A 17,892-nucleotide genomic window follows, 5' to 3' on the forward strand; every position below is an offset into this window, starting at 1 on the left:
CGTGGGACGACTCCACGCCCCGGTCCGAGGCTTTGCCCAGAGCGTCCGGCATCCAATTTCTTCATTGTCGGCTCGGAATTTGTCAAGTCAAGTGAGACATGTGCTTTCTAGACTGTTTGCGTGGTTTGGTCGTTGATCGGGAGGGCCTCTTTCTGGGGTTCGTTGATCCAGACCTCGGTGCGGATCTGTGGCGGGCGGGGTCGTCGGGTGAAGCGTTCGGGGTGCTCGTTGAAGGCCCGGTTCAGGGTGACCGAGCGTTGCTGGTCGATGTCCTGGTAGGTGCCGAAATGCACGGATGCTGGGGTGTGCCAGCCGATCCCGGAGTGATGGTGGATGTGGTTGTAGTCGGTGAAGAATCCGTCGCAGAATTGCTTCGCCTCGGCCAGCGAGTAGAAGTGGTGCGGGAAGTCGGGAACGTATTTCAGGGTCTTGAATTGCGCCTCGGAGTACGGGTTGTCGTTGGACACCCTCGGGCGCGAGTGCGTGCGGGTGATCCCGAGATCGGCCAGCAGTGCGGAGACGGGTTTCGAGGTCATCGAGGTGCCCCGGTCTGCGTGGACGGTGTGCGGGGCGGTGCCGTTGCGGCCGATCGCGTCGTCGATGAAGTCGCGGGCGACGACCGAGTCCTCGGCAGCGCAGACGACATGGCTGGGCGAGTACCTCGAGTAGATATCGATCAGGGCGTAGAGGTGATACCAGACGCCCTTGCGCGGGCCGCGGAGCTTGGTGATGTCCCACGACCACACCTGCGACGGGCCCAAAGCGACCAGCTCGGGCTTGACCTTCGCCGGATGCGTCGCCAGACGCCGCCGTTCCCGCGTCTGCCCGGCAGCCCTGGCGATGCGATACATCGACGACATCGAGCAGTGGTACCGGTCCTCGTCCAACTCCCGTGCCCAGATCTGACAGATCGACAGGTCCTGGTAGGCGGGAGAGTTGATGACCGCGAGGACTTGTCCGCGTTCCGTTTCGGACAGGGTCGATGGCGGCTTGGCCCGTGCTGCCTGCGGGATCGGATCGATCTTCCGGACCGGCGGGGAGATCCGCCGGTAGTGGGTCGCCCGCGACCGGCCGGTCAACGCGCACGCGGCCACGACCGTGACCGCCAATCCGATCAGCGCAGTGAACGCGTCATCGAGGACCGTTCCCGCAGTCACTTGTCCTGCCCCGTCCCGGGCTGGCTCGAGGGGCTGCTGTCCGAGAGCAGCTCCAAGAGCCTGTGCGCTTTTCCCATCACGTCCAACGCTGCCTCGGTCTGCGCCAGCCGGCGATGCAGACGAGCGTTCTCGGCCTCCAACTTCACCGCCCGGGCAGCCGCCGAGGACTCCTTCGATCGCGGGGCGCGATCCCGCCGATACGTGGTCCCAGCCGCTTCCGCGTCTCGGGCTTTCGCCCACTCCGCTACCAGGGTCTGATAGATCCCCTCGCGTCGAAGGACCGCGGACTTCGACCCGCGGGGGGCCGCCTCATACTCTGCCAGCACGCGAGCGCGGTATTCGGCCGGGTAAGTCCTCCGGACCGGCTTCTGAGCCGGGTCAATATGCGGGGCCGGTGGCCCTGATTCTTCCAACATGATTACGTCCGTTCCCCGCCCTCTCCCAAGACACCCCGCATAACCCGGGATGTCTCACACCAGCCTGACAGAGAGGGGCTCGCGTTCCTTCTGGCTATGGCGGTGATGGCGGTGATGGTGGGGGTTCTGCTGGGGAGCAGGATGAGGGTTTGGGTGGGGTCGATGTTTCGGGGTGGTTGGAGCCAGTAGTTGTTGTTGGTGTTGGTGATTTCCCAGTGGTTGTCGTGGAGGAGGAGGTGGTGTCTGCGGCAGAGGAGGATTCCGTTGTCGATGTTGGTGGGTCCGTTGTCTCTGTCCCAGTGTTTGATGTGGTGGGCTTCGCACCAGGAGGGGGGTCGGTCGCAGGAGGGGAACATGCAGCCTCCGTCGCGGGTGGCGAGGGCGATGCGTTGGCGGGCGGTGAAGTGGCGCCTTGTGTGGCCGACGTTGAGGCATTGGCCGTCGTCGTCGAATAGGACGGGGATGTGTCCGGTGTCGCAGAGGTTGCGCTGGATGGTCTCGATCGAGATCGGGTCGAGGGTTCCCTCGATCCATCCCTGGTCGGCGCTGATCCCGGGCAGCCGCAGTCGCGGTGGCGGTGGTGGTGGCAGGGGCGGTTGCGCCGGGTGGGGCGGCGCGAGGGGCTGCGCGGATTGAGACGGTGGTGGGAGGACCGGAAGGACCGGAAGGACCGGGAGGGTGGGGCCGCTCGGGGTGCCGGTGCCGGTGCCGGTGCCGGTGCTCGCGTCGGTGCTTGTGCCAGCGGTGGGTGTGGTGTTGGTGGTGAGGTCTTTTTTGGTGATGATGACCCGGACGGCGGGGCGGCGGGAGCCGAACATGGTGCCGGGGTCGGCGTCGGTGGCGATGCGGATCATGCCGATCAGGGCGTCGGCGAGGATCTGCTCGTCGGTGCGGGGGTCCTCGACCAGTTTCTGGGCTTTGGCTTTCTCTTCCGGATCGATGAATCGGGGTCCGCCGCGTCGCGGGGAGAGGATCGTGGACAGGGCCGAGTCGAGCAGGGCGCCGTCTTCGGGGTGCAGGTGCCAGATGCCGTGGTGCATGCCGTCAGCGGTGCGCCATTTGCGCACCGCGCGCAGGTCGTACTGCTCCTTCTCCCGCCGGCGGATGCCGTCGCTGTCGAGCTCGTCCCGCAACCGCCGGGCGAGGCGTTGCACCTCGTCCGCACCCAGCACCCGACCGGCGCCGGCACTACCGGGGTTACCGGGGTTGCTGGGGTTGCTGGGGTTGCTGGGGTTGATGGCGGTGATGAGGTGTTCCGCGGCGGCGGTGAGCTGCTCGGCGGTGACGGCGTCATCGATCCCTCCCAACCCGCGCCGGATTGCTTCGGCTCCATCGAGGGAGAGGAGCCCGGCGGTGACCGCCCGCGCGATTGGCGCCTGCCATACCGGCATCCCGACCGGGAAACGCGGCTCGGCAGGGTCGGTGGCTGGCCCCGGGCTGGCCGGGGAGCCCGGATCGGACACCGGCGCACCAGCGGTCGGCGCACCAGCGGTCGGCGCACCAGCGGTCGGCGCACCAGCGGTGGGCGTGCCGCCGGTGGCGGTGGCGGTGGGATCGGCGGCGGCGAGGGCTTCGGCGGCTTCGGTCTCGGCGAGCAGGGTGCCGATCTGGACCAGTTTCGCGGCCTCGGCCCTGGTGCTGCCGGAGATCGATTGGATCAACGCCTCCGCGCTGACGAACCCGGCACTGATCGCCATCCCGGCATGGCCCAGGGCCCGGTCGGAGTGCTTCGCGATCGCCGCCGCGATCCACGCCGCATAGGTGTCCACCGCACGACGCAGCGCGGTGACCGAGCGTTGCGCGGCGAACAGGGACGCATCATCCAGGGCCGTGAACTCCCCCGCGCACGCCCCAAGGCCAGCGACGGTGTCAGCCGTGTCGCGGAGGGTGTTCGGGAGCTGTTCCATGCCACAATTCTCCCACTTCGAACACACTTTCGAAAGGGGAAAGGCCTGATGGGGACAAGAATCTTTCCACAAGGGCTGTGCAGGAGAAGACCCTGTGCAGGAGAGAAGACCCTGTGCAGGAGAGACGACCCTGCGCAGGAAAGAAGACACAGCGCAGGAGAAGACCCGGCGCAGCACCGGGCCCGCGTGCACTGCGTTGGAGTCCAACGAGCGCAGCTCACGACGGCCCCTGACGACCGCCCCTGACCACGGCCCCGAAGGGGCTACCGCAGCCCGCTCACTCTGAGCACGACGCCCCGCACATTTTGGATCCGCTGCTCGTACCTCGCCGCGAGGCCGATGAGAATGATGCCGCCGACGGCGAGCCACAACCACCAGGGGAAGAACTCGTAGACCGCCCTGATTTGCGGAGCGAACGTCGCGATCACATGTACAAGAACGACGGCGGCGCTGATCAGGAATGGTGCCTGCAGTCGCCGAACCGCGCCGATGACGAGGATCGCGACTCCCGCGACGCCGATGCCGACGAGACGCCAGACGGGATTGTCGTCGATGGTCGCGACGAGGGACGGTACAAGCAGCGCCGCAACGCCCGGGCCGAGCCAGGGCCAGCTTCGGGCATCCGGGTCCGAGATCAGCCGCACAGCACCGGTCGCAATGAGAGCGGCGGCGAGCGGGATCGTGCCGATCTCGAGGGGGTCGAGGGATCCCGCGACGACGCCGACGATCACCGCGATGGCAGCATAGGCGAGCGCGAGCCACGCGACGAGCTGCGTGAAAGGCACCCGATCAATCAGGAAAGCGATCACATGGATGGCGCAGAAGACGAGTGTCGCCCCGAGCGCCCGAAGAAGGCCGGTTGGGCCGTCATCGATTGCCATCGTTTCGATCGTGATCATGGCAGTGAACGCGACGATGGCGAGCGCCTGGCTGGCGACGAGTCGCTGACGTGCGAATGCGTCGCCGGCGGCACCGGAGAGCTGATCCCGGCTCAGGCCGAAGCCGGCCGCGACCAGCACGAGTAACGCGAAGCCGAGCCAGGCTTCGAGTTCCCCGCTGGGCGTGCTGCGCAGGCCACTGTCGACCAGGATGTTCGCCGCGCGTGCGACGGCCGTGACGATGACTCCGATCCCTCCGGCAAGGGCCGCGGCGTCGAGATGGGGACGGATGCTGGCGCGCCCGACGACCATGCTGCCGAGCAGCACCAGGGCGGCCGAGACGCCGCCGACAATGATCGCGCGGGTCGGCGGGCCGTCCGCGGCGACCACCGCGATCGGCACGATCGAGACCAGCAGCGCGGCGAGAACCAGGACGGGTGCGGCGAGGGCGCCGGACGCCGGAACAGAGCCGGACGCCGGAACAGCGCCGGACGCCGGACCAGAGCCGGACGCCGGAACAGCGCCGGACGCCGGAACAGCGCCGGACGCCGGACCAGAGCCGGACGCCGGAACAGCGCCGGACGCCGGACCAGAGCCGGACGCCGGAACAGCGCCGGACGCCGGAACAGCGCCGGACGCCGGACCAGAGCCGGACGCCGGAACAGCGCCCCCGTTCTCAAACGTCACGCGGCGATCGGCTCGCCAGAGCAGGAGCGCGATGATGAGCAATGCCCCCGACAGCGGAAGCACCCAGGGCTCGACCACGGTCACCCCGCGGTCGCCGAGCGCGAGCCACAGGCCGATCGTCGAAAGGGCGAGCGCCACCCAGGCGAGGTAGCGGCGCGGTGACTTCGAGGCAAACACCCCGTCGCGGCTCGTGCCGAGCAGGAGGGTCGCGATCGCGGCAATGACGAGTACCAGCCAGGTCGAGTCGTCCTGGCGCGCGAGCAAGCCCAGCGCGACCGGTGGCACCCCGACCAGCAGCACGCCGAGATCGCGGACCTCGCGCGGGATCCGCGTCTGCCGCATCAGCGCGACGGCTAGCGATCCGGCGCTGACCAGCAGCGCGGCGGTGACGGGCGCGACGGCGAGGACGAGCTCGGGCGCGTCGATCGCGAGCGCGATCGAGAGCAGCACAATGAGCGTGGCCGGCCCGATCGCGACGGATGCCGTGGACCGCTCGACAGGGACGGCGGATGTGGACGGCAGGGCTGTCCAGAGCAGGAGCACGGCGAGCAGGATCGCACTGAGCGCGAGGATCGAGGGAATCGGGGCGAGAAGCGACGGCGCGGATGCGGGACCGTACTGCAGCCAGGCCGCGGAACCCCCTGCGGCAACCAGTGAGATCCAGAAGAGCGTGCGCCGGTCCAGTGCGCTAAGCATCCTCTCGAGCGGCAGGGCACCGAGTCCCAGCGCAACGACTGCGGTGAATCCGACCAGCCGCACCGAGTCGTCTGTGGCGACGACGTCTGTCGCGACGAGGCCAGTGGAGATGCCAATCTGCCGTGCGGCCGCCGCGGCCGCAACAAGAGCCAGAACGAGTGCGATGCCGAGCAGGCCCGCGCGATTGCCTGCGCCGCGCGTGAGCGCACGGGCCAGCAGCGCCAAGCCGATCGTCGCAGCGGTAGCGGGTGCCCATGTCGCCTCGCTGGCCCAGCCGAGCACCCAGCCGGCCGTCGTCGCGACGGCGAGCAGAAGGAGAAGCGCGGGGGTGACGGCCGACCGGCCGATCGGGGCGTCAGGGGCCGCGCGGGCGAGTACCAGGAGCGCGGCGAGCGAGGCCACCCCGAGAACCAGCCAGCCCATCGAGACGAGCACCACGCTTCCGAGCAGAGGGACCGCGACGATAAGCACGGCGGCGACCATGAACGCGAGCAGGCCGATACGACGCCGGAGCAGACCGCTGACAGCCCAGCCGATCGCCCCGAGAACGGTCACAGCTGCGAGGGTGAGGATCGCGTCGCGAAGCGCCGCCGTCGGGTCCACGATGGTGTCGGTGGGGGACAGCGTCCACGGTTCCGCGAGCGCGGCCGCGAGAGCGAGCAGGGTCGCGGTGCCGCCCGTGACGAGAGGCTGAACCACGGCGATCACCGCGACGAGGACTGCTCCGCCTCCGGCCACAGCGAAACTCCGGCGCAGGAAGGGATCGGTCACGCGGCGCGCCCCTGCCTCGAGGATCAGGGCGACCGCGACGGCGACGACCGCCGGGATGAGGACCGCGGTGAGGCCCGAATCGCGAACCACCGCGACGGTGCCGGTCACGGCGAATGCGACGCCGAGCGCGCCCGCGAACACGGCGCCGAACGTGACGAGACGTGGCTCGGGCAGCGACCGGAGGACGACGAGGTGAAGCGCGGCGGTCAGGCCGAGGAAGGCGAAGGTGGTGGTGGATGCTGCAGGGCCCACGAACGCCCAGGCATCCGCTCCACCCTCCGATCCGAGTACGGGATCGAGCCAGATCATGGCGATGGCGGCAAGAGCCGCTCCGGCCAGAGCAGCGAGCGAGGTGACGAGCACGATCCAGCGCTCGGTGCGCGCGGGGCCCTGGATGCTCGTGGCCGTCGCCGTAGCCGTGGCCGTGGCGGGGCGTCCGGCGAGCCGATGCAGGGTGCCCGCCATGGCGACGGCCACGAAACTGATCCCGAGCCTGACCGACTCGGGCGCCGACGACGCCGCCGAATAGGCAAGAAGGCCGACGCCGGGCGCGAAGGTCGCGAATCCGGCGATGCTCGGCGCGCGCAGCGTCGACGCGCGGTTCCAGACCACGAAGGCGGTGCCAGAGGCGACGAGGGTGAGTCCCCAGAACGCGTCGCCGTCGACGGTGCCTGCGCCGACGAGGTTATTGGCGCGGATGGCGAAGGCGTCGAGATAGACGAGAACTATCGCGAAGACTGCGATTCCCTCGGCGGTGGTGCGCAGTCCCCGACGTCGCAGCAGTTCCGCCCCCGCGATCGCCGCGAGCGTGATCGTGCCGATGATGACCGAGCGCCAACCGAGCCCGAAGTTGATGAAGGCGTAGATGAGGAAGAAGATCGCGCCGACGGACAGCGCCGATACTCCGACGATGAGCAGGGCGAGCTGCACGCTCGAGACGCGGCGGCGGTCCGGGCCAACAGGAGCGGCATCAGCAGGAGGAGCAGGAGGAGTGGGACGAGCAGGAGGCGCGAGAGCAGCGGGCGCGATAGTACGCGCGTCCTGCGGACCCGCGACAGCAATGGGCGCCCCAGCAGTAACTGTCAGAGTCGACCCGGAAGCAGCCGCGAGTGCCATGGCTGCGATGGCCGCGGCACGCGCATCCGTCTCGAAACGCATGCGGCCGATGATGTCGACGCGGTGGGAGAGCATCGAGGAGGCCTCGCGCGAAGCCGAGAACAGCTCCCCGGCGGAGGGATGGTTGAGGTCCAGTCCGCACTCGCCGCAGACCGTGCCCGGAAGCCGAGAGAAGCAGGCCGGGCACAAGCCGCGATCGGTGAGAGCGCCGAGACCGCTCGGCCAGACCACCAACCCCGCATGGGGACGAAAGTCGACGGGTCCGTCGCCGGTCATGAGCACTCCTCGAGGTAGAGGCCTCAGGCTAGCGCTCCGCCGAGTTCCCCGGGGGAAAGGAGCGGTGGCGGGGGAGACTCCGCGTCACGACACAGGCAGTGCTGCCAGGTCAGGGGGAGCTGACGAGCTCCACCTTGTAGGCCGACGAGACCTGGATTTCCGCACGCGGTTCTTCGATTTGGTTGGTCCACATCATGCCGTTCCACCAGCGCAGCTGGGGAAGGCCGAGGGGGTCGCGGTACCAGCCGGAGGGCGCGAGGGGGGAATTTTCACTAGCGGGCATGGTGGGTCTCCATGTTTGAGTGTCCGACCGCGGCGGACGATTCGGGTGCGGTCGTGGTGCATGCCGAACCGTGGCGGCCATTCAGGGGGCGGTTAAACTGAGCATAGTCCTCCTTATGGGGGACACCGCGCCCCCCTAAACGGGGGTCGAGAAACGGGGGTCGAGAAACGGGGGTCGAGAAACGGGGGTCGAGAAACGAGGGTCGAGCTGTCTCAGCCGAGAGCCTCGGGACGCTTCCAATCCGCGCCGTGCACGTGCTGGTCGAGGAAGGCGAAGACAGTCTCGTACCAGACGACGGCGTGCTGGGGCCCCAGCACCCAGTGGTTCTCGTTCGGAAAATAGAGGAACTTGTGCCGCGTCGTGCCGTCCGGCTCGGCGTGGTGCTCGGCCAGCTCCGACCACAGCCGCAGGCTCTCCCCGACCGGAACCCGGTAGTCGCGGTCGCCGTGGATGACAAGCATCGGCGTCGAGATGTCGCGCACGCTGTGGTGCGGCGAACTGTCGAGCATGCCCTGCGGGGAAAAAATGCTCTGCCAGTACTGCGAATTGTCGGTCGTCCCGTTGAACTGGTCGAGCGCCCACAGGCTCGCGTGGCTGACGATCGCGGTGAACCGATCCGTGTGCCCGGCGATCCAGTTCGCCATGTAGCCGCCGAAAGATCCGCCCATTGCGGCGGTCTTCGCGGCGTCGATGTCGGGGCGTGCTTCGGTGGCATCCGTGATCGCGAGGAGGTCGGTGTAGGGCTTCGTGCCCCAGGCATCCCAGCCGCGCGCGATGAAGTCCAGGCCGTACCCCGTCGACAGCGCGGGGTCGGGAAGCAGCACAGCGTACCCCCGGGCGACCGCGAGCAGCGGGCTCCAGCGCCAGCTCCAGGCGTTCCAGCTGTTCAGCGGTCCGCCGTGGATCCAGAGCAGCAGGGGGGCCGGATGCTGGGCGTCGGAGCCGTCGGGCAGCAGCAGCCACGCGCGCAACGGCGACCCGTCCTCCGCCACGGTCTCGACCTCGGTGATCGAACCGGGTGCCTCGGGGAGCGTCGCGGGCGTCGCGGGCGTCGCGAGTGGAACGACGTCGCCTGCCCGGGTGATCCGCACCGGATGAGACGGTGCCATCCACGAGGAGCGGAGTGCCACGAGGTCACCGGTTGTCGGATCGACGGCAACGTGGGTGTAGCTGAAGTCGTCGCTGGTGAGCTGCGCAGCGGCGCTACCGTCGAGCGGAATGCGGAATATTGGGCCGCGGCCACCGTGGTCGGCCGTCACGATGAGGGATTCGTCTCCCAGGTCGAAGATCGTGCTCGAGGGCCAGCGGTCCCAGTCCGCCCCGAGTCGGCGCGGCTCGCTCCCATCGATGCCGGCAACCCAGATCTCCTGGTCGGCCGGTCCCTCGGGGGTGCTGAATGCGCTGCGCACGAACGCGACACGAGATCCGTCGCGGCTGACCACGGGGGACTGGAAATGCACGCGGTCCTCGTCGAAGAGTGTCGTGCGCTGCCCGGACTCGACGTCGATCGCCACCAGCACGTGCCGGCCGGAGCGCTGCTCCCGCACGCGGAGCGAGGCGATCATCGTGCGGCCATCGGGAGTCAGGGCCTGCCCTGCGGTGTCGCCAGCGCGCCCGGGCGCCGGGGTGAGGTCGTTCGGCCTCGGCAGCTCGGCCGGGTACGCGGCGGCTGCGGCTGCGGCTGCGGCCGGGTCGGGGTTCGGGTCGGCGGTTACCGGTGCGGAGATCGACTCGGCGAGATTCGACAGGTCCAGCGAGAGCAGGTGCGGTTCGGCCGGGCCGAGATCGTGGTCCCAGTAGCGCACCGGGTAGCTCTCGTGCAGGATCGCCGAGACCTTCTTATCGCTGCGATTCTTGCGCGCGGCGGCATCCGCCTCGAGGCCGTCGGCGCTGGGGAGCAGGTCCGCGGTGATCACGATCGTGTCTGACGACGTCGCCGTCGCGGCGATGCCAGAGACACCTCCCGCCAGACGGGTCACCGCGCGCGCCTCGCCGCCGCTGGCGGGCAGCAACCAGAGCTGCGCGGCCTCCGTGTCCTTCTCTGCCGCGGCATCCGGCCGGCCGGAGACGAACATCACGTCGCCCGACCCGGTGAACGCGACGCCGGATTCGCCCTTCGCGGAGCGGGTGAGCCGCGTCGGTGCGCCGGTGCCGTCGGCGGGCACCGCCCAGAGCGCCCTCTCGTAGGAGGTGGAGTCCCGCGCGAGCGTCGCGACGGTGAGCACCACCCGGTGCCCGTCGGGCGAGAGCGCGAGGCCCTCGATCCGGGGGAGCGCGATGAAGTCGTCGAGGGAGGAGAACGGCAGGTGAACCTGGTGAACCTGAGCTGACATGTGCTCCACGCTAGCCCGAAGCCGGAGCGAACTCGCGCTCACGGCGCTCCATCACGCGGTCTACTCGGCGCTCTGCCGCCTGCGGTGCGCGACCATGTTCATCCGGTTGCCGCAGCGCACGGTGCAGTAACGCCTCGAGCCGTTGCGGGAGAGGTCGGCAAACAGGCCCTCGCAGTCGTCTGCCTCGCAGATCCGGAGGCGGTCCGTGCCGTCCGAGCGGATGACATCGACGAGGGCGAGGGCGCCCTCGGCGCGGATGCGCTCGGCGAGCGGGGCATCCGCCCGGGTGGCGTGCAGGTGCCAGTCGAATCCGTCGTGGCGCGCGAGCTGGGGGAGGGCGCGGGTGTCGCGCAGCATGGCGTTGACCTCGCTGGCCATCGAGTCGCGGTCGAGCGCCCAGATGCGGCGGAGCTCGAGGCGCGCCGCACGTACATCGCCCAGTTCGGCGTCGTCCCGATCGACACGCCCGGTGTAGCCATGGATAGCGAGGAGGGCCTGCAACTGCAGGGTCGACGACAGCTCATCAGTGCCGCTTCTCGTCGACGAGGGCACCGTGTTCGCGAGGGCGACGTTGAACGCGAGAAGGTCCTCGGTGTCAGGGGCAAAATGCAAATTGACTCCTTATTCCTGAACACCCTAATGTCAGTGTCAACAGCCCCACTAGATCATGACGGAAGGATGCGCGTGAACCGTTCGCCCTTGTCGGCCGGACTCATGTTCGCGCTCGTCGCAGCTGCATCGTTCGGGGTCTCCGGCGCGCTGATCAAGCCCCTCCTCGAGGGTGGCTGGAGCCCCGCCGCAGCGGTCACGGTTCGCGCCCTCACGGGTGGACTGATCCTCGCGCCATTCGCCGTGATTGCACTGCGCGGACGCTGGGGCTCCGTCTGGCTGGGGCGCTGGCGCATTCTCGGAATGGCCACCGTCGGTGTCGCGGGCACCCAGCTGTTCTACTTCGCCGCCGTGCAGCGCATCCCTGTCGGCACGGCCATCCTGATCGAGTACATGGCCCCGCTGCTGCTTGTCGCTGTCGCCTGGGCGATGACCAGGCGACGGCCAGCGGTCGTCGTTCTCGCAGGCTCGGTTGCGGCCTTCGCGGGGCTGCTGCTCATCGTGTCTCCGTCCGGATCCGGCGCACTCGACCCGCTCGGGATCGCCTCCGCCGTCACGGCGATGGTCTGCTGTGCCGGCTACTTCGTGATCGCGGCGAGGCCGAGCGCCGGACTGCCGCCGGTCGCCCTGGCATCCGCGGGGCTCCTGATCGCACCCGTGCTTCTTGCTCTCGCCGGTCTTCTTGGGATGGTGCCGTTCACCGCCTCCGTCGACGAGGTGACGCTGCTCGGCCGGGCGACCCCATGGTGGGTGCCGATGCTGGTCGTCGGCGTCGTCTCCACAGCAGTTGCTTATGCGACGAGCATCACCGCGGGCGGGATGCTCGGCTCACGGCTCGCCTCGTTCGTCGGCCTCCTCGAGGTCGCGGCGGCGGGACTCTGGGCGTGGATGCTGCTGGGGGAGAGCCTGACGATGCTGCAGTTGTTCGGGGGTGGGCTGATCCTCGTGGGCATCGGGTTCGTGCACTCGGACCGGTCGGTCCCGGTCGCTCCGGTCGGGGAGAAGACCCCGGCCTTTGGGCCCTCCCGCTGACGAACTGCCGGGCGTACCCTGTCGCCATGAATGAGACGACGGAAAGCTCACGCAAACGCCCCGAGACGCACGGATCGAGTGAGGCCGGGCGCTACCTGCGATTCATCGACTGGCTGAACCGCTCTCTTGAGGGTCCGCTCGGACCACCGCCGAGCGGACCGTTCGATGAGGTCGTGCAGCAGGTCGGCGCCGCCACCTGCCCGGTGTGTAACCGTCCGATGTCGGAGCACCGCATTGACCACACCGTGTCGAACGCCGTGCTGCACTGCCCCGTCGGTCACGAGCGGCCTGCCGAACACCAGGAGCCGCTGAACGAACTGGGAATGCCCAAGCGCCCACACGACTGATCGAATGATGTGATGGAGGGGATGACGAGAATCGAACTCGCATCATCAGTTTGGAAGACTGAGGCTTTACCACTAAGCTACATCCCCGCACGACCGGCCCGATTACCTTGGGCCGGATAGCACTCTGCAACTCTAATGCATGCCGCGGGGTGAGGGTGGCACCTCGCGACGCGGCGCTCGGCTAGACTTGCCACGGCCAAATTTCGGATGCCTCATGATCCGATCCCCCTGGCCGCACGATGATGTCCGGGGCGTAGCTCAGCTTGGTAGAGCGCCCGCTTTGGGAGCGGGAGGCCGCAGGTTCGAATCCTGTCGCCCCGACAAGAATCCCTCATACCCAGTACGCCGAATACAGGAGAGCCACACGTGAAGACCACGGTCGAAAAGCTGAGCCCCACGCGGGTGAAGCTCACCATCGCAGTTACCCCGGACGAGCTGAAGCCCAGCGTCGACCACGCCTATACGCACCTCGCGGAGTCAATCAACATTCCCGGGTTCCGCAAGGGCAAGGTTCCGCCGCCCATCATCGACCAGCGCGTCGGTCGTGGTGAGGTGCTGAACCACGCGGTCAGCGACGGCCTCGACAAGTTCTACCGCCTTGCCGTCACCGAGGAGAAGATTCGCCCCCTCGGCCGCCCAGAGGCCGACGTCACGGGCCTGCCGGAGCTCAAGGACTTCTCGGGCGACCTCGTGATCGTCGTCGAGGTCGACGTTCGCCCGGAGTTCACGCTCCCGTCGATCGACGGCCTCGAGCTCACGGTCGACACCGCGACCGTCGAGCCCGACGAGGTCGAGACCGAGCTGCAGAATCTGCTCGCTCGCTTCGGCACGCTTGTCACCGTCGAGCGCCCGGCCAAGACGGGCGACTTCGCCCAGATCGACCTCGTCGCGTCGATCGACGGCACCGAGGTCGACACCGCCAACGCCATCTCGTATGAGGTCGGCTCCGGAGACCTCATCGACGGCATCGACGAGGCCCTCGACGCCCTCAGTGCCGGCGAGACCACGACCTTCGAGTCCAAGCTGCTCGGTGGCGACAACGAGGGACAGACCGCGCAGATCACGGTCAACCTCCTCGCCGTCAAGGAGCGCGAACTCCCCGCGGCCGACGACGATTTCGCACAGATCGCCAGCCAGTTCGACACGATCGACGAGCTCAAGGCAGACATCGAGCAGCAGGTCATCAAGTCGAAGGTCTTCGGTCAGGGCGCGCAGGCGCGTGACCAGGTCGTCGACAAACTGCTCGAGTCCGTCGAGATCCCCGTTCCGGAGAAGCTCGTCGAGGACGAGGTGCACCGCCACCTCGAGAACGAGAACCGCCTCGAAGACGCCGAGCACCGTGCCGAGGTCGCCGAGTCGAGCGAGAAGACGTTCCGCACTCAGATCCTCCTCGACTCGATCGCCGAGCAGGAGAAGGTCAAGGTCAGCCAGAACGAGCTCACCCAGTACCTCGTGCAGGGCGCCGCACAGTACAACATGGAGCCGGGCGAGTTCATCAAGGTGCTCGACCAGAACGGCCAGATCCCCGGCATGATCGGCGAGGTCGCGCGTGCCAAGGCGCTCGCGATCGTGCTCAGCCGCGCGAACGTCGTCGACGGAAATGGCGACGTCGTCGACATCTCGTCCTTCACCGCGACGGCGCTGAGCGATGCAGGCGACGACAGCGACGCGAGTGACTTCGTCGAGGCGGCATCCACAGCGGATGACGACCACGAGGGTCACGACCACAGCTGAACTGCATGAACTGACGACGAAGGCCCGGCACAGCAGTGCCGGGCCTTCGTTGTTAAAACCCCTTCGTCGTTAAGACCGCAGGCCGGATTACGCCCGGTCATCGATCCAGTCAGGTTCACCACGGTGCGCCGGGGTGCGAGCGTGGACGCAATGGACATGGCGCGGTTTCGGGCGCCGGAGACGACGCTCGGCGGCGGGTTCTTGCTGTCGAGCGTCGAGAGCGCGAGTCCGACGACATCGGCCGGTTCCTCGAAGTCGCCGACACGGGCGCCAGCGCCTGCCACATCGAAGAACTCGGTGCGCGTAGCTCCGGGGGAGAGGGCGAGCACCAAAAGAGCGGTGTCCTTGTTCTCGTACCAGAGCGCTTCGGTGAAGCTCAACACGAACGCCTTGCTCGCTGCGTAGACCGCCATCAGGGGGACCGGTTGGTATGCGGCGGTGCTCGCGAGAGTCACAAGGGCACCGCGTCCCTCCTGCAATTGGGCGTAGAACGCGTGGGTGAGTTCCACAAGCGCGGTCACGTTGAGGCTGACCTCCTCGTGGATGCGCCCGGCGGCCTCGTTCTCGAACCGACTGCGCGTGCCGAAGCCTGCGTTGTTGATGAGGGTCGAGATGCGGATGCCCCGCTCGCCCAGGTCGGCGTGGAGGTTCGCGGCCGCGCCCGGTGCAGCGAGGTCCGCGGTGATCGTCGTCGCCGTGATGCCGTGCGACGCGGTGAGTTCATTTGCGAGGGAGTCGAGACGGTCGAGACGGCGGGCGACGAGAACGAGATTGGCGCCTCGGGCCGCGAGCTGGCGTGCGAACTCCGTGCCGAGCCCCGAGCTCGCGCCGGTGATGAGGGCGGTTGTGCCCCGGTAGTCCAATGCCACGATGGTGCCTTTCGGATTATGGTTTCTGCGATCGTCTCACTGCGAATCGGCTCGGTGACCCGTGCCCTAGCGTTGTGGCATGACCTCGCGACCCGACAAGCACGACCCGCTGACCCTCCGGCTGCTAACCCAAGCCGTGCACGCCGGCAACGCCATCGATCCGGGAACCGGAGCGGTACGCACGCCCCTCGTGCTCGCGAACTCCTACGCCCTGCCCGACGATCCGTCCGAGATCAGCTGGTCGGGCACCGACATCCCCCTTTACACCCGCAACAGCGGCGTCAACCAGCTCGCGCTGCAGCAGAAACTCGCCGTTCTCGACAACGGGGAGGATGCCGTCGCCCTCGCGAGTGGAGTCGCCGCGCTGCATGCCGTGTTCTTCACCTTCCTGAAGTCCGGCGACCACGTCGTTGTCGCCGATGTCGTCTATGAGGCGACCCACCGCCTGTTCACGGAGCTGCTGCCGGAGAAATACGGCATCGAGGCGACCCTCGTCGACACAACCGACCTCGCGGCCGTGCGCGCCGCCATCCGACCGACCACACGCCTCGTGCATGTGGAGACCCCAGCCAATCCGACAACCCGGATCACTGACATCCACGAGCTCGCGCTTATCGCCCACAAGGCCGGGGCGCTGCTGAGCGTGGACTCGACCTTCGCCTCGCCGCTGCTGCTGCGGCCCCTCGACCAGGGCGCCGACCTCGTCGTGCACTCGCTCACCAAATACATCAATGGCCACGGAGACGCGATGGGCGGCGCTGTGATCGGGTCGCGGGAGCTGATCCAGCAGATCAAGAGCGACGCCATGATTGATGTCGGGGGAGTGATCAGCCCCTTCAACGCCTGGCTCATCATGCGCGGCTCGATCACCCTGCCGTTGCGGATCCGCCAGCACTGCGTGAACGCGCGGGCCGTCGCCGATGTGCTCGATGCCGATGACCGCGTCGCCTTCGTCGCCTACCCGGGCCTCGCCTCGCATCCGCAGCACGAGCTCGCGCGCCGCACGATGCCGAACGGGTTCGGTGGGATGCTCGCGTTCGCCGTGGTCGGGGACTCCGCGACGCAGGACCGGTTCGTCTCGAACCTGCGCGTGATCACCTCGGCCGTCTCGCTCGGCCACGACGAGTCCCTCATCGTGCACGTGGGCAGCACCGCCCCGCGGGCCGCGCACTGGCCCGAGGAGTTTCGCACCAACGGGCATCTGCGCTTCTCGGTCGGGATCGAAGACCCGGCCGATCTGATCGCCGACCTGCGGGCCGCCCTCGACGCCACCTTCGCCCCGGACTGACCTCCCGCTATCTGCCCACGGCGAACACGCCCGATTGCGTCGGTGCTTGCCGATAGATTCGAAACCAAGCGAAAACTGAAATGGAGCGCAACAATGGCCCAACCGGCATTGGTCAACAGCATTTTCGACCAACTCCTCAAGGACCGCATCATCTGGCTCGGGTCAGAGGTGCGCGACGACAACGCCAATGAGATCTGCGCGAAGATCCTGCTGCTTGCGGCTGAGGACTCCGAGCGAGACATCTTCCTTTACATCAACTCTCCCGGAGGCTCGATCACCGCTGGCATGGCGATCTACGACACGATGAAGTTCGTGCCGAACGACATCGTCACCGTGGGCATCGGACTCGCGGCGTCGATGGGCCAGTTCCTGCTCTCGTCCGGCACCAAGGGCAAGCGGTACATCACGCCCAACGCGCGGGTTCTGCTCCACCAGCCGTCCGGCGGATTCGGCGGCACCTCTGCCGACATCCAGACCCAGGCCAAGGTCATCCTCGATATGAAGCAGCGCATGGCGGAGCTCACCGCAGAGCAGGTCGGCAAGTCGGTGGAGCAGATCCTAGTCGACAACGACCGCGACAACTGGTTCACAGCCCAGGAGGCGCTCGCCTACGGGTTCGTCGACCACCTGCGCGAGTACGCATCAGAGGTCATCGGCGGCGGCGGCACCGACGAGACCGTCACCGACGCGGCGGTCTCGACCGATTCGGACAACGACCACACCTCCCGCACGACCGACACCCCGAAGAACTAAGGCACACACCATGGACATCTCTTCCTACGGCGGAAGCGCCGGCCCGATGGCCGAATCCCGCTATATCCTCCCGACCTTCGAGGAGCGCACGGCGTACGGCTACAAGCGCCAGGACCCCTACGCGAAGCTCTTCGAAGACCGCATCGTCTTTCTCGGGGTCCAGGTCGACGACGCGTCGGCCGATGACGTCATGGCCCAGCTGCTCGTCCTCGAGAGCCAGGACCCCGACCGCGACATCGTGATGTACATCAACTCACCCGGTGGCTCGTTCACGGCGATGACGGCGATCTACGACACGATGCAGTACATCCGTCCGCAGATCCAGACGGTCTGCCTCGGCCAGGCGGCTTCTGCCGCCGCTGTGCTGCTCGCCGCGGGAACGCCCGGCAAGCGTCTCGCCCTGCCGAACGCCCGCATCCTGATCCACCAGCCCTCAACGGGCGACGCGGGCCGCGGCCAGGCGTCGGACATCGAGATTCAGGCGCAGGAGATCCTCCGCATGCGCACCTGGCTCGAGGCGACTCTCTCGTTCCACTCGAACCGCAGCCCCGAGCAGGTCAACAAGGATATCGACCGGGACAAGATCCTCGGTGCGGATGCCGCGCTCGAATACGGACTCATCGACCAGGTGCTGACCTCGCGCAAGAACGTTCAGATCCCCGCGGCGCTGTCCAAGTAGCCCGCGCGCAATAAGACCCGCACGCAGAAAGACCCGCAGGCATCGCCTGCGGGTCTTTTGT

General features: G+C 67.8%; 13 protein-coding genes and 2 tRNA genes. 7 read left to right on the forward strand and 8 right to left on the reverse strand.

The annotated features are described in order from the left end of the window. Positions 1–107: 107 nt before the first annotated feature. The 6 genes from BHD05_RS08810 to BHD05_RS08835 form a co-directional block, all read right to left on the reverse strand. Entirely contained in the window at positions 108–1,157 is a 1,050-nt protein-coding gene (locus tag BHD05_RS08810; protein ID WP_161885076.1) for a DDE-type integrase/transposase/recombinase, read from the reverse strand. Positions 1,158–1,575: 418 nt separating this feature from the next. After that, the gene (locus BHD05_RS08815; protein ID WP_161886103.1) at positions 1,576–3,480 is read right to left on the reverse strand and encodes an HNH endonuclease signature motif containing protein; all 1,905 of its coding nucleotides are present in this window, start codon (positions 3,478–3,480) and stop codon (positions 1,576–1,578) included. Positions 3,481–3,743: 263 nt separating this feature from the next. Continuing rightward, positions 3,744–7,904 carry an SCO7613 C-terminal domain-containing membrane protein gene (locus BHD05_RS15710; protein ID WP_202614176.1) on the reverse strand — a complete coding sequence of 1,387 codons (4,161 nt, stop codon included), beginning with the start codon at positions 7,902–7,904 and terminating at the stop codon, positions 3,744–3,746. A 109-nt stretch (positions 7,905–8,013) separates the two neighbouring features. Continuing rightward, positions 8,014–8,187: a DUF2510 domain-containing protein gene (locus tag BHD05_RS08825; protein ID WP_161886104.1), complete on the reverse strand. Its 174-nt coding sequence runs from the start codon at positions 8,185–8,187 to the stop codon at positions 8,014–8,016. 212 nt (positions 8,188–8,399) lie between these two features. After that, the gene (locus tag BHD05_RS08830) at positions 8,400–10,520 is read right to left on the reverse strand and encodes a S9 family peptidase (protein ID WP_161886105.1); all 2,121 of its coding nucleotides are present in this window, start codon (positions 10,518–10,520) and stop codon (positions 8,400–8,402) included. A 60-nt stretch (positions 10,521–10,580) separates the two neighbouring features. Beyond that, positions 10,581–11,132: a CGNR zinc finger domain-containing protein gene (locus tag BHD05_RS08835; RefSeq protein WP_161886106.1), complete on the reverse strand. Its 552-nt coding sequence runs from the start codon at positions 11,130–11,132 to the stop codon at positions 10,581–10,583. Between the two features lie 72 nt (positions 11,133–11,204). On the opposite strand from BHD05_RS08835, the gene BHD05_RS08840 reads away from it, so the two are divergent. Both BHD05_RS08840 and BHD05_RS08845 read left to right on the forward strand, forming a co-directional pair. Continuing rightward, a complete protein-coding gene (locus BHD05_RS08840) occupies positions 11,205–12,161 on the forward strand; it encodes an EamA family transporter (protein ID WP_161886107.1) in 957 nt (318 codons plus the stop codon). Between the two features lie 26 nt (positions 12,162–12,187). Beyond that, positions 12,188–12,508, forward strand: coding sequence for a hypothetical protein (locus tag BHD05_RS08845; RefSeq protein WP_161886108.1), 321 nt, complete (start codon positions 12,188–12,190; stop codon positions 12,506–12,508). A 13-nt stretch (positions 12,509–12,521) separates the two neighbouring features. On the opposite strand, the gene BHD05_RS08850 is transcribed toward BHD05_RS08845, so the two are convergent. After that, a tRNA-Gly gene (locus BHD05_RS08850) sits at positions 12,522–12,595 on the reverse strand. Between the two features lie 160 nt (positions 12,596–12,755). On the opposite strand from BHD05_RS08850, the gene BHD05_RS08855 reads away from it, so the two are divergent. Both BHD05_RS08855 and tig read left to right on the forward strand, forming a co-directional pair. Further along, a tRNA-Pro gene (locus BHD05_RS08855) sits at positions 12,756–12,829 on the forward strand. Positions 12,830–12,874: 45 nt separating this feature from the next. Next, the gene (gene tig / locus BHD05_RS08860) at positions 12,875–14,242 is read left to right on the forward strand and encodes a trigger factor (protein ID WP_161886109.1); all 1,368 of its coding nucleotides are present in this window, start codon (positions 12,875–12,877) and stop codon (positions 14,240–14,242) included. On the opposite strand, the gene BHD05_RS08865 is transcribed toward tig, so the two are convergent. Next, positions 14,227–15,111 (reverse strand): SDR family NAD(P)-dependent oxidoreductase, encoded by an 885-nt coding sequence (locus BHD05_RS08865; RefSeq protein ID WP_161886110.1) that lies wholly within the window; start codon positions 15,109–15,111, stop codon positions 14,227–14,229. The genes tig and BHD05_RS08865 overlap by 16 nt on opposite strands. 79 nt (positions 15,112–15,190) lie before the next feature. Between BHD05_RS08865 and BHD05_RS08870 the strand changes: the two genes are divergently transcribed. The 3 genes from BHD05_RS08870 to BHD05_RS08880 all read left to right on the forward strand — a co-directional run bounded on the left by BHD05_RS08870 (position 15,191) and on the right by BHD05_RS08880 (position 17,831). Further along, on the forward strand, positions 15,191–16,399 hold the full coding sequence (locus BHD05_RS08870) for a trans-sulfuration enzyme family protein (protein WP_161886111.1): 1,209 nt from the start codon (positions 15,191–15,193) through the stop codon (positions 16,397–16,399). Between the two features lie 93 nt (positions 16,400–16,492). Then, positions 16,493–17,152 (forward strand): ATP-dependent Clp protease proteolytic subunit, encoded by a 660-nt coding sequence (locus BHD05_RS08875; protein ID WP_236966485.1) that lies wholly within the window; start codon positions 16,493–16,495, stop codon positions 17,150–17,152. A gap of 10 nt (positions 17,153–17,162) precedes the next feature. Next, positions 17,163–17,831 (forward strand): ATP-dependent Clp protease proteolytic subunit, encoded by a 669-nt coding sequence (locus tag BHD05_RS08880; RefSeq protein ID WP_161886112.1) that lies wholly within the window; start codon positions 17,163–17,165, stop codon positions 17,829–17,831. The last annotated feature ends 61 nt before the right edge of the window (positions 17,832–17,892 follow it).

The sequence above is a fragment of the Marisediminicola antarctica genome, from assembly GCF_009930795.1.
In the GTDB taxonomy this organism is placed as follows: Bacteria; Actinomycetota; Actinomycetes; order Actinomycetales; family Microbacteriaceae; genus Marisediminicola; species Marisediminicola antarctica.